This window comes from Lentzea alba (genome assembly GCF_047445655.1).
In the GTDB taxonomy this organism is placed as follows: Bacteria; Actinomycetota; Actinomycetes; order Mycobacteriales; family Pseudonocardiaceae; genus Lentzea; species Lentzea alba_A.
Genome location: NZ_JAJAEG010000063.1, coordinates 16,425 through 27,558, shown reverse-complemented (window position 1 = coordinate 27,558; position 11,134 = coordinate 16,425). Strand labels below are relative to the sequence as shown.

Below are 11,134 nucleotides of genomic sequence, written 5' to 3'. Positions count from 1 at the left end.
CGGCGATGACGCAACCAAAGCCCGTCTAAGGACCCGCCCAGCCACCAGAGCGAGGCGACCGCCCGCACGCCAGGCGACCCCTCTGCTGGAACCGGCGGCCAACCAACGCAAGCCGACCCGCGACGTGCCACGACGCAACCACCCACGCAAGCTGACGCAACCACCCCCGACCAACCCCCGGAACCCACCCTCCCGGCCCCCGCGCATCCCCCATTTCCCAACTACCCTGGCAACCGTGGACGCACTGGATCCCATTGAGTCGGTCAACACCTTCATCGGCACAAAGGACGAGGGCAACACCTTCCCCGGCGCGTCCGTGCCCTTCGGCAAGACGCACTCCAGCCCGGTCGGCTCCCACTACGCCGGCTACCGCTACGACGACCAGCAGATCCGCGGCTTCGGCCACTTCTTCCTGTCCGGCGCGGGCTGCTGGGAGCAGGGCGGCCTGGTCCCGATCCTCCCGGTCACCCAGCTGCCGTCGAACTTCGACCACAAGCGGTACGCGTCGAAGTACTCGCACGACGGCGAGATCGGCAAACCCGGCTACTACAAGGTCAAGCTCGACCGCGACATCACCGTCGAGTGCACCGCGACCACCAGGGCCGGCGTCGAGCGCTACACGTTCCCCAGTGGAACAAAGGGCACGCTGCTGATCAACGTCGGACAGGCCAACGACAAAGAGCCGGTATCGGCCAGCAGCATCAAGATCCTCGACAACCGCACGATCACCGGAACCGTGGAGACGCAGGCGTTCTGCGGCGGCCGTCCCTACACGACCTACTTCACCACGACGTTCGACCGCCCGTTCCGGGAGTTCGGCACGTGGGGACCGAACGGGCCGAAGCCGACCCAGCGAGAGTCAAAAGGCGGCGCAGGCCTCAGGGGAGCGTGGGTCACGTTCGAACCAGGCCCGGTCACCGCGTACACCTCACTGTCTCAAGTGGACCAGCAAGGCGCGACCAACAACCTCACCCAGGAAGCCGCGGGCAAGTCGTTCGACGACATCCGCAACGAGGCGCAGCAAGCCTGGCGCGAGGAGCTCGGCTGCATCGAGATCGAGACGGACGACTGGGACGAGCGGGCGGTCTTCTACACCGCGCTCTACCACGTGCTGCTGCAGCCGTTGACCGGCAGCGACGCCGACGGTCGGTACCGGGGGTTCGACAACCAGATCCACGAGACGGACGGCTGGACCTACTACGAGTACTACTCGCTTTGGGACACCTACCGTGCCCACAACCAGCTGCTCGCGCTGATCCGCACGAAGCGAAGCAAGGACATCGCCCGGAGCATCCTCGCCATCCACGAGCAGGGTGGCTGGCTTCCGCGGTGGGCCTTCGCCAACCAGGAGACCAACTGCATGACCGGCGACCCGGTCACGCCGTTCCTGGTCGACCTGTACAAGTTCGGGCACCTCAAGGGCTTCGAGGAGCAGGCGTACCGGGCGCTCCTCCAGAACGTCGACGGGGTCCCACCGGACGCATCCCGCTTCCAGGGCCGGTCCGGCAACCCGAACTACCTTCTGAACGGCTTCGTCCAGTACGACAAGCGCTTTCCGAAGAAGGGGCAGGACACCGATCCGCACCACGGCGCGTCGGCGACCCTGGAGTACGCGCTGGCCGACGCCACGCTTGCGATCATGGCTGAAGAGCTGGGGCACAAGGAGGACGCGGAACGCCTGAAGAAGCGCGGCCTCAACCACCGCAACCTCTGGGACCACAGCGTCACGGACCGGGGCTTCACCGGGTTCCCGCGGCCGAAGCTGCAGGGTGGTGCGTGGCTCAACCCGTTCACGCCACAGGGGCCGGACGGGTTTCACGAGGGCACGGCCTGGCAGTACCAGTGGCTCGCGCAGCACGACATCAGCGGGCTGATCACGGCGCTCGGTGGCAAGGCTGCGGCGGAGGCGCGGCTCGACGACTTCTTCGCGTACCCGGACCTCCTCACGGACCCGAAACGGACCGTCCGGGAGAAGTGGGTTGTCGGGCCGTACGACTACTACAACCAGTTCAGGTACAACCCGAACAACGAACCGGACCTGCACGCGCCGTGGATGTACGCGCTCATCGGCAGGCCGGAGAAGACGTCGGTGGTCGTGCGGGCCGCGCAGACGTTGTTCGTCAACGGGCCGGCTGGCGTAACGGGCAATGATGACCTCGGCACGATGTCGGCCTGGTACGTGTTCAGCGCGCTCGGGATGTACCCCGCGGTGCCGGGAACTGGCGAGTTCGTGCCACACGCTCCCAAATTCCGTCGTGCGGTCGTGCATCTGGAGAACGGCAAGGACATCGTGATCAAGGCCGAGGCCGCCGACACCGAGAAAACGCAGGTTGTCGAGCGGATCCGGAGTGGCTGGCTCAGCAAGAGCAAAGATCGGATCGAACTCGCGGAGCTGTGGTCGGGGACCACTCTCGAGGTCGACCTCCACACAGTTTCCAATTGAGACGCTGAATCGGCCGTAGGCTCGTGCGATGGGCACCTGCGCGAGCTGTGGCACGGAATTCGCGCCCCTGCCGTCGCGGGCGCGGTACTGCTCGAACGCGTGCCGTCAGCGTGCCTATCGTCAGCGCACGGCCGGTACGTCCACTGTGGTCGCCGAGCTGCCCGGTTACGACGACGCGTTCGTCGGCAGGGAAACCGAGCTGGCCGAGCTGCTTTCGTTGCTGCGCAAGCACAGGATGCTCACGTTGGTCGGGTCGGCCGGGGTCGGCAAGACGCGGCTCGCGGTGGAGCTCGCCGGGCGTTCCCGCAAGGAGGTCCGCACTGTCGAACTGGGCAAGCTGAGTCGCGCGGACCAGGTGGTGCAGGCCTTCGCCGAAGCCGTTGGGGTGTACCAGCACGCGGGTGTGGCGTTGCGGACGACGTTGCTCGCCGAGCTGCAGCACCGCCGGATCTTGCTGCTGGTCGACAACTGCGAGCACCTCGTCGGTGAGTGTTGCGACGTCGTGGACGCGCTGCTGTCGCGGTGTCCTGGCGTGCAGGTGCTTGCGACCAGCAGGGAAGCGCTCAGGGCCGTCGGTGAGGCCGTCTATCCGCTGCACGGCATGGAGGAGGACGCGGTCCGGCTGTTCACCGAACGTGCCGGAGTGCAAGGCGACCAGGGTGCGATCGCGGCCGTCTGCGCGCGGCTCGACGGGGTGCCGCTCGCGGTGGAGCTGGCGGCGAAGCTCTCCAGGTCCGTGCCGCTCCAGGAGCTCGCGGACCACCTCGACCACCGGCTCGACCTGCTCAGCGACGCGGAAGAGGAGGCGCGGCACCGAAGTCTGCGCGCGGCCATCGCGTGGAGTCACGATCTGCTGACCACGCACGAGAAAGAGCTGTTCCGCCGGCTCGCGCTGCTGCCCGGTGGGTTCGGGCTCGACATCGCCCAGGTGGTGCACGGCGGCGCGGTGATCGGGCTGCTCACCGCGTTGCAGGCGAAGTCGTTGGTGGTGCGGGAGAACGACGGGCGCTTCCGCATGCTCGAATCGGTGCGCCTCTACGCGGAGGAACGTCTAAGAGAGCAGGAAGAGCACGAGGTCACCGCCGAACGGATCATTCGGTGGCTGTGTGAGAGGGGCGAACCTGGCGTCACGTCGTCCATCCTGGCGCCGGAGAACCTCAGGGTGTTGCACCTGGAGTACGACAACGTGGCGTACGCGTTCGCCCATCTGGTGGCACCGCAGGACGAACGGCGGCTGATGCTCGCCACGATGTTGCTGAGGGTGTGCTTCGACCGCGGCTACTTCGCCGAGGCGGGCGCGGTGCTGATGCACGTGCTGGGCCAGACCTCCGCCGACGCGCGCTACCGGATCCTCGCGCTGGAGTACGCGTCTCTGTTGGCGGAGCACGAGGAACGGTTCGACGAGGCGGTGAAGTTCGCGGCCGAGGCAATTGAGACGGCGGAGGTCGGTGGTGAACACCAGATCATGTGCCGTCTGCATCGGACGTTAGCGAGCGCTTACGACGGCATGGGCGATATGCCGAACGCCATGCAGGCGTTGCGCCAATCGATTGAGCACGGCGTACGTAACGGCAATGACGTGAGTGTGGCTGTGTCGCGGCAGAACCTCGGCTGGTGCCTGCTCAGCACGGGCGAGGTCGACGACGCCGGGGTGCTGATCGAAGAGGCGTTGCCCGTGCTGAGAGCGCATTCACGGCCGGACGTCGTGGCGGTGGCCGTGCACACGTGGGCGTGCATAGCGTTGGAGCAGGGAGATCTGAAGGCCGCGGGCACGCGGTTCGCCGAGAGCGTGCGGATGTCGGCGACCATGCCGCGCACGGTGCTGGAGTCGGTCGAGGGACGCGCCGTCGTGGCGGTGCTGAGCGGCCGGCACGAGCTCGGGGTGCGGTTGCTGGCCGCGTGCGAGCAGTTGCGCGCGGCCTGGGCTGTTCCGGCGCAACCGTTGTGGCAGCGGAAATTGGACGGCGTGCTGGACGGTGCACGGGAAGCCTTGTCCCGTGCGGCTTTCGCGCGGGCCGTGAGCGCCGGCCAGGCGATGGACATCACACACGCCGTGGAAACCGCGCTGGACAAGGAGATCGTGCGGCACACGGTGCTCAGCGACCGGCAGCAGATGGTCGTCGAGCTGGTGGCGCAGGGCATGACGAACGCGCAGGTCGCGGCCAAGCTCGGGATCTCGCACCGCACCGTGGAATCCCACGTGCACAACGTGAAGGCCGCTCTGAACCTCTCGTCCCGCGCGCAGCTCGTCGCTTGGGCCCAATCGTCCTGAGCCGTCCAACTGAGACGTAACGCTGCGGTTCATCCGGATGACTTCACGCCTCCCGCCGTTCATTGTGAGTACAACCAACGGAGGGGAGGGGGCGACGTGGAACCGTTCCGCCTGCTGCACCCCGACCTCGTGCCGCAAAGACGTGAGTCGTTGCAGCACGCTGCGTCCATGCTCGTCCAGATGGGGTTGGACGACACGGTGCTCTCGGCGTCGCCCGTGCACCAGCGGCTCGCCCGCGTCGTGCTCGCGAGCAGCGACGTCATCGAGTGGAAGCCCGGCTACAGCGCGACCGGTCTCGCCGACGACGAGGGCCACGACCAGCGCTTCGGCATCGTGCGGGTGGGTGGCGACCGCGGTGGCGTCTTCCTGTCCGGCATCCTGATCGCCTACCTCGACGTGCTGGAGAACGCTGCCCGGATGGGCACCTCGCTCACCGAGGACTCCTGGCGCACGCTGCTCTGGGCGCCGACCGCGCTCTTCGACCACGTGCTGCGCCGCCCCCAGGTCGGCATGACCGTCGTGACCCCCGGCCCCGGCACCGAACACCTGCCGCAGGAACGCACCCTGGCCGGCCAGCGCCTCTACCTCGCGCTGATGCAGGCCGTGCGGTTCGCGGTCAGCGGTGTCGTGCGGGCCCAGGACGACCGCACGCTGGTCGAGGACTGCGTGACGCTCGCGACCGCCTGCCTGCGCGCCGCGACGGTGGCGCTCGCGTTCGCCTGCGACCGCGCCGCCCCGCCGTCGCCGATCATGGAGACGTCCGCGCACCGCTACCTCTGGCAGGTGATCAGCGAGGTGCGCGCGGCCGTTCCGCGGGCCCGTTTCGACCAGTTCGCTGCGGCACTGCGTCGGCTCAACGACATCTACACCGCGAGTCCGCTCCTGGTCGCGGGCTGTTAGGGCGAGTTCCCACGAACGTCTCGACTTCGCGCCGACTTTAGTCGTTTCGCCACGCGACCGATCTCGTGCTGGCCTAACGTTCGGCCATGACAGAGGAACGGTCGGCGGTCGTGGTGCGGGACATCCGCAAGAGCTACGGCGAGCTGAAGGCGGTGGACGGCGTCTCGTTCACCGTGGCCGAGGGCGAGTTCTTCGGCATCCTGGGGCCGAACGGCGCCGGGAAGACCACCACCCTGGAGATCGTCGAGGGACTGCGCAAGCCCGACAGCGGCGAGGTGAAGCTGCTCGGCGAGAGCCCGTGGCCGCGCAACGTGAAGCTGCTGCCGCGCATCGGCGTGCAGCTGCAGGCGACGTCGTTCTTCGACAAGCTGACCGCCAAGGAGCAGCTGCAGACGTTCGGCTCGCTCTACGGCGTGAGCCCCGGCACGGCCGCGGACATGCTCGAACTGGTCGGCCTCGCGGACAAGGCGAACGAGCAGGAGAACAAGCTCTCCGGCGGCCAACGGCAGCGCCTCTCGATCGCGTGCGCGCTGGTGCACGACCCGGACATCGTGTTCCTCGACGAACCGACCGCGGCGCTCGACCCGCAGGCGCGGCGCAACCTCTGGGATGTGCTGCGCGCGATCCAGGAGCGCGGCAAGACCATCGTCTACACCACGCACTACCTCGACGAGGCCGAGATCCTCTGCGACCGCGTGGCCATCATGGACACCGGCAAGATCCTCGCGCTCGCCCCGCCCGCGGTGCTGGTGCGTGGGCTTGACGCGCCGACGCACGTGACGTTGCAGCGCGGTGCGCTGTCCGTCGTGGACGCTTCCGCGCTCGACGGCGTCGAGGAAGCGCACGAGGACGAGGTGTCGCTGACGATCTCCACGCGCCGCCCGGCTCCTGTGCTGTCGGCGCTGGCCGAACGTGGTGCGCTGGACGGACTTCAGGTCCGCACCGCCACCCTCGAAGACGTCTTCCTCAACCTGACCGGGCGGGAGTACCGCGCATGACCGCGTTCAAGACGCTCTCGCTGGCGATGTTCAAGGGGTTCATCCGGGACAAGGTGACGCTGTTCTTCACCTTCCTGTTCCCGTTGATGTTCCTGGTGATCTTCGGCCTGATCCTGCGCGACGTCGGCGCCGACAAGACCAGGATCGCGGTGGTCGGCGACGGCCCGATCGTTTCCGCGCTGCGCGACAGCGGTGCGCTGGAACTGGAGTCCTACAACGACGCCGATGCGGCGATCCAGAAGGTCAAGGACGGCGACCTGCCGGCGGCGCTGATCATCCGCGGCCAGCAGCTCGACGTGCGGTTCGCGCAGAGCGACCAGGTGAAGTCGGCGACCGTGCTCGGGATCGTGAACGGGTTCGTGGACAAGGCGAACCTGGCCGCGACCGGTCAGCCGCCGACGTTCACGTTCGCGGCGGAGAAGGTCGAGGACGCCTCGCTCAAGCCGATCCAGTACCTGACGCCGGGCATCCTGTCGTGGGGTGTGGCGGTGTCCGCGGTGTTCGGGTCGGCGCTGACTCTGGTGTCGTGGCGGCGAAAGCAGGTGCTGCGCCGGATCCGGCTCGCGCCCGTGTCCGCGACCTCGGTGCTGTCCTCGCGGATCCTCGTCAGCGCCGGCGTCGCGCTGGTGCAGGGCGCGATCTTCATCGGCATCGCGTCGTTGCCGGTGTTCGGGCTGAAGCTCGCCGGGTCGTGGTGGCTCTCGATTCCGTTGCTGCTGCTGGGAACCATCGCGTTCTTCGCGCTGGGCATGCTCGTCGGCGCGTTCGCCAAGACGGAGGAAGCGGCTTCGGCGGCGGCGAACATCGTGGTGCTGCCGATGGCGTTCCTGTCCGGCACGTTCTTCCCGGTGGACCAGGCGCCCGCGTGGCTGCAGACCGTGTCGAAGATCTTCCCGTTGCGGCACATGAACGACGGCATGCTCGACGTGCTCGTGCGAGGCAAGGGGATCGAGGCGTTGCTGATGCCCTCGGCGATCCTGATCGGGTTCGCGCTCGTTGTCGGATTTCTGGCGAGTCGGGTCTTCAAATGGGAGGAATAGGACAGTGTTGAATTGCCGCGCTGCCGCGCAGCGGAGGGTTCGTCCACAAGTCGGTCGTCCGGCCGAATCGCTCGCGCCGAATTGGGCTTCGCCGAATTCGGCGCGAGCGGTTGACCGGACGACCGACACGAACCCTCGCCCGGTAGCCGTGTGCTCCCCGTCACGGTTCATGATGGGGAGCCATGACGTTCTCCAGCGTGGTTGGACGGTTCCGCATCTTCGCCCTCGCCGAGGCGATCTCCTGGGCGGGCCTGCTGCTCGGGATGTTCTTCAAGTACGTCGTCGTGCAGAACGAGATCGGCGTCAAGATCTTCGGCCCGATCCACGGCGTCATCTTCGTCGGCTTCGTGCTCGTGACGCTGATGGCGAAGGAGCCGCTGAAGTGGGACGCGCGCACGCTCGTGCTCGGCCTGCTCTCCAGCATCCCGCCGTTCGGCACGGTGATCTTCGAGCGCTGGGCCAACAAGACCGGTCGCCTCAGCGAAGCAGCTCCCGAACAGCTCTGAGCTCTCCCTGCGGATCGCCCTCGTGGTAGACCCGTTCGGACTGCTCGATGTTGTCCAGGAACATCTGGTACTTCACCGCGTTGTGCAGGTGTGACGCGCGGCGGCCGACGTCGAGAGCGTCGAGCGGGCGGCTGTCCGGCCGGTGTGTGAGCCACGCTTCGCTCCACACCTTCGCGATGTGGTCCCGGAGTTCCGGCGGGGCGTAGTCGATCACCCGGCACGCGTCGAGCGCCGGGTGTCCCCACACGGCGTCGGACCAGTCGATGATCTCGCCGCTCTGCCGCCAGTTGCCGGGGTGGAAGTCGCCGTGCGTCAGCGTGTCCGGCAGCCCGAACGACGGCATCGGCACTGGCGTCGGGCGGATCTGCGGTTCACCGGCCAGCGCGTTCTGCACGGCCACCCAGCGCGGCACGATCAGCTCGACGTACTCGGGCTTGAGCGGCCAGCACTTGTCGCCCGGTGCGTCGGCCAGGAGCACGCGCTGCGGAGCCGCGGCGATCACGTCCGGGACCAGCGTCGGATCGTGCTGCGCGACCATCTTGATCACCGCTGCCTCGTCGGTGAAGAACGGCGGGATGGCCTTGAGCCACACGGGTCCGTTCGCGGTCGGCAGCTTGTGGATGGTCGAGAGGTTCCACGTGCGGATCTGGACGGCAGGGCCGGTGCGTTCGATCTCGGTGTCGGCCCACGCGACCAGCTCGGCCGGGCCGCCGATCCGCGCGTACGGCAGCCGGTTCGGGGCGTCGGCCTCGGGTTCCCGCGCCGGGTGGAGCTTCGTGCGGTCGGGTTCGCCGTGCGCCTCGACGTGGTAGGTGATCAGGCCACCGCCCGCCGCCTGGGAGCCGCCGCCCCTGATCGAGACCACCCGCAGCACGGTCGTGGGCACGCCGAGCAGCTGCTCCAGCGTCTCGTTGACGGGCTCGACGTAGTTCCAGTCGGGGTTGTCGATCGGCAGGATCTCCGTGCGGCCCGCGAACCCGCTGGGCGCGCTGACCAGGGCGATGACGTGCCGGCCCGTCATTCGCCGATCACCAGCCGAAGTGCGGCCCTGAGCTCGGTCGCGGGGTCGTCGCGGTGGTAGACCTGTTCGGAGTCCTCGATGTTGTCGAGGAACTCCTGGTACTTCACGGCGTTCAGCAGGTGAGTGGCGCGGCGAGCGGCGTCGAGCGCTTCGAGCGGCCGGCTGTCCGGGCGGTGCCTCAGCCACGCCTCGCTCCAGACCCGGCGGACCAGGTCGTGCAGCTCGGGCGGGGCGAACTCCAGGAGGCGGCCCGCGTCGATGGCCGGGTGACCCCACACGGGCTCGGCCCAGTCGATGACCACGCCGCTGTCGAACCAGTTGCCGGGGTGGAAGTCGCCGTGCACCAACGTGTCCGGCAGTCCGAACGACGGCATCGGCACAGCGCACGGACGCACTTGGGGCTCACCGGCAAGGGCGTGCTGCACCGCGACCCAGCGCGGCAGGATCCGCTCGACGTGCTCAGCTTTGACGTCCCAGCAGTCCTTGCCCAGTGCTTGCGCGAGCAGGACGCGGGTCGGCGCCGAGGCGATGACCTCCGGCACGAGCGTCGGGTCGTGCGCGGCGACCATCTTGATCACCGCTGCCTCGTCCTCGAAGAACGGCGGGACGGCCTTGAGCCACACGGGTCCGTTGGCGGTGGGCAGCTTGTGGACGCTGGAGAGGTTCCACGTCCGGACCTGCACCGCGGGCCCGGTCCGTTCGATCTCGGCGTCGGCCCACGCGACCAGCTCGGCAGGTCCGCCGAGCCGTGCCCACGGATGCCTTCTCGGGGCGTCCGCCTCGGGTTCGTCTGCCGGGTGGAGGTGGGTCCGGTCGGGTTCGCCGTGCGCCTCGACGTGATAGGTCACCACGCCGCCGCTGGACGGTGCGTGGCTGTTCTCGACGGAGATCAGTCTGAGCACGCTCGTCGGGACGCCCAGCAGCTGCTCCAGGGCCTCGTTGACGGGCTCGGAGTCGCTCCACCACGGAGTCCTCACCCCGATGGGGTCGGTGCGGCCCGCGAACCCGCTGGGCGTGCTCACCAGGGCGATGATCGACCGTTCCGTCACGCGACCATCATCGCGGCGCGCTCAACCGATTTCAGTCCTCGAAGTCGCCGCTCGCCCGGCGGACCTTGGCCAGCAGGTCGGTGAGTTGCTCGGTCTGGCGGTCGGTCAGGCCCTTGAGGCCCAGGTTCACCTCGACGACCGCGGCGGTTGCGCTCTCACGGCGTTGCAGGCCCGCGTCGGTGATCTCCACCAGCGTCGTGCGGCGGTCGGTCGGGTGCGGCGTGCGGCGCACCAGGCCGTCGCTCTCCAACCGGTCGACGATGTTCGTGACGCTCGTGGGGTGCAGCTGCAGGCGCTCACCCATGACCCGCATCGGCAGCGCGCCCTTGCGGGAGAAGTAGAGCAACACCAACGCCTCGTAGCGCGCGAACGTGAGACCGTGCGGCTTGAGGGCTGCGTCCACGGCGGACTGGATGATTTGCTGGACCCGCATGACGCTCGTGACGGCCGCCATCGACGTGGCCGAACCAACGCGCTCGTCCCACAGTTCGGCCGCGCGGGCGATCGGATCGAACGGCAGCGGTGTCATGGGCACCGAAGCTACCAGTCAGTACACGCAGGGATCATCAGGAGGCTCGTGTGCTTGTCGCGTTCAGCGTTGCTCCGTCCGCATCGGACTCGTCGGGAAGCGTCGCCAAGGCCGTGGCCGAGGCCGTGCGGATCGTGCGGGAGTCCGGGCTGCCCAATGAGACGAACGCGATGTTCACCTTGGTCGAGGGTGAGTGGGACGAGGTGATGGACGTGGTCAGGCGCGCGACGGAAGCCGTGCAGGCCGCGGCCCCGCGGGTCTCGCTCGTGCTCAAGGCGGACATCCGGCCCGGCCACACCGATCAGCTGCGCACCAAGGTGCAGAGGGTTGAGGAGTACCTCTCCGACACGCCATGATCGTGCTCCGCCGCTGACCC

At 68.2% G+C, this 11,134-nt stretch carries 10 protein-coding genes; 7 read left to right on the top strand and 3 right to left on the bottom strand.

All coding sequences use genetic code 11. From position 1 onward, the window contains the following. The first annotated feature begins 235 nt into the window (after positions 1–235). The 6 genes from LFM09_RS48660 to LFM09_RS48635 all read left to right on the top strand — a co-directional run bounded on the left by LFM09_RS48660 (position 236) and on the right by LFM09_RS48635 (position 8,159). Positions 236–2,443 carry a GH92 family glycosyl hydrolase gene (locus tag LFM09_RS48660; protein WP_414103475.1) on the top strand — a complete coding sequence of 736 codons (2,208 nt, stop codon included), beginning with the start codon at positions 236–238 and terminating at the stop codon, positions 2,441–2,443. A gap of 28 nt (positions 2,444–2,471) precedes the next feature. Beyond that, positions 2,472–4,715 (top strand): helix-turn-helix transcriptional regulator, encoded by a 2,244-nt coding sequence (locus LFM09_RS48655; protein ID WP_414103474.1) that lies wholly within the window; start codon positions 2,472–2,474, stop codon positions 4,713–4,715. 96 nt (positions 4,716–4,811) lie between these two features. Beyond that, on the top strand, positions 4,812–5,615 hold the full coding sequence (locus LFM09_RS48650; RefSeq protein ID WP_414103473.1) for a hypothetical protein: 804 nt from the start codon (positions 4,812–4,814) through the stop codon (positions 5,613–5,615). An 86-nt stretch (positions 5,616–5,701) separates the two neighbouring features. Continuing rightward, complete coding sequence (locus LFM09_RS48645; protein WP_414103472.1) at positions 5,702–6,613, top strand: ABC transporter ATP-binding protein; 912 nt, start codon at positions 5,702–5,704, stop codon at positions 6,611–6,613. After that, on the top strand, positions 6,610–7,653 hold the full coding sequence (locus tag LFM09_RS48640; RefSeq protein WP_414103471.1) for an ABC transporter permease: 1,044 nt from the start codon (positions 6,610–6,612) through the stop codon (positions 7,651–7,653). Before LFM09_RS48645 ends, LFM09_RS48640 begins: the two co-directional genes overlap by 4 nt. Positions 7,654–7,835: 182 nt before the next feature. Further along, complete coding sequence (locus LFM09_RS48635) at positions 7,836–8,159, top strand: DUF3817 domain-containing protein (protein WP_414103470.1); 324 nt, start codon at positions 7,836–7,838, stop codon at positions 8,157–8,159. Here LFM09_RS48635 and LFM09_RS48630 read toward each other — a convergent pair. Genes LFM09_RS48630 through LFM09_RS48620 form a run of 3 tightly spaced genes read right to left on the bottom strand, consistent with a single transcriptional unit; the run spans position 8,131 to position 10,758 of the window. Further along, positions 8,131–9,180 carry a phosphotransferase gene (locus tag LFM09_RS48630; RefSeq protein ID WP_414103469.1) on the bottom strand — a complete coding sequence of 350 codons (1,050 nt, stop codon included), beginning with the start codon at positions 9,178–9,180 and terminating at the stop codon, positions 8,131–8,133. The two genes, LFM09_RS48635 and LFM09_RS48630, sit on opposite strands and share 29 nt — an antisense overlap. After that, positions 9,177–10,229 (bottom strand): phosphotransferase family protein, encoded by a 1,053-nt coding sequence (locus LFM09_RS48625; protein WP_414103468.1) that lies wholly within the window; start codon positions 10,227–10,229, stop codon positions 9,177–9,179. Before LFM09_RS48625 ends, LFM09_RS48630 begins: the two co-directional genes overlap by 4 nt. 31 nt (positions 10,230–10,260) lie before the next feature. Next, positions 10,261–10,758 carry a MarR family transcriptional regulator gene (locus LFM09_RS48620; RefSeq protein WP_414103467.1) on the bottom strand — a complete coding sequence of 166 codons (498 nt, stop codon included), beginning with the start codon at positions 10,756–10,758 and terminating at the stop codon, positions 10,261–10,263. A gap of 50 nt (positions 10,759–10,808) precedes the next feature. Here LFM09_RS48620 and LFM09_RS48615 point away from each other — a divergent pair, with 50 nt between their 5' ends. Next, positions 10,809–11,114, top strand: coding sequence for an MTH1187 family thiamine-binding protein (locus tag LFM09_RS48615; protein ID WP_414103466.1), 306 nt, complete (start codon positions 10,809–10,811; stop codon positions 11,112–11,114). The last annotated feature ends 20 nt before the right edge of the window (positions 11,115–11,134 follow it).

Excerpts from the sequence above, each read along its gene's own strand:
- LFM09_RS48645 (WP_414103472.1), top strand. The coding sequence starts at position 5,702 with ATGACAGAGGAACGGTCGGCGGTCGTGGTGCGGGACATCCGCAAGAGC.
- LFM09_RS48640 (WP_414103471.1), top strand. The coding sequence starts at position 6,610 with ATGACCGCGTTCAAGACGCTCTCGCTGGCGATGTTCAAGGGGTTCATC.
- LFM09_RS48620 (WP_414103467.1), bottom strand. The coding sequence starts at position 10,758 with ATGACACCGCTGCCGTTCGATCCGATCGCCCGCGCGGCCGAACTGTGG.
- LFM09_RS48655 (WP_414103474.1), top strand. The coding sequence starts at position 2,472 with ATGGGCACCTGCGCGAGCTGTGGCACGGAATTCGCGCCCCTGCCGTCG.
- LFM09_RS48630 (WP_414103469.1), bottom strand. The coding sequence starts at position 9,180 with ATGACGGGCCGGCACGTCATCGCCCTGGTCAGCGCGCCCAGCGGGTTC.
- LFM09_RS48635 (WP_414103470.1), top strand. The coding sequence starts at position 7,836 with ATGACGTTCTCCAGCGTGGTTGGACGGTTCCGCATCTTCGCCCTCGCC.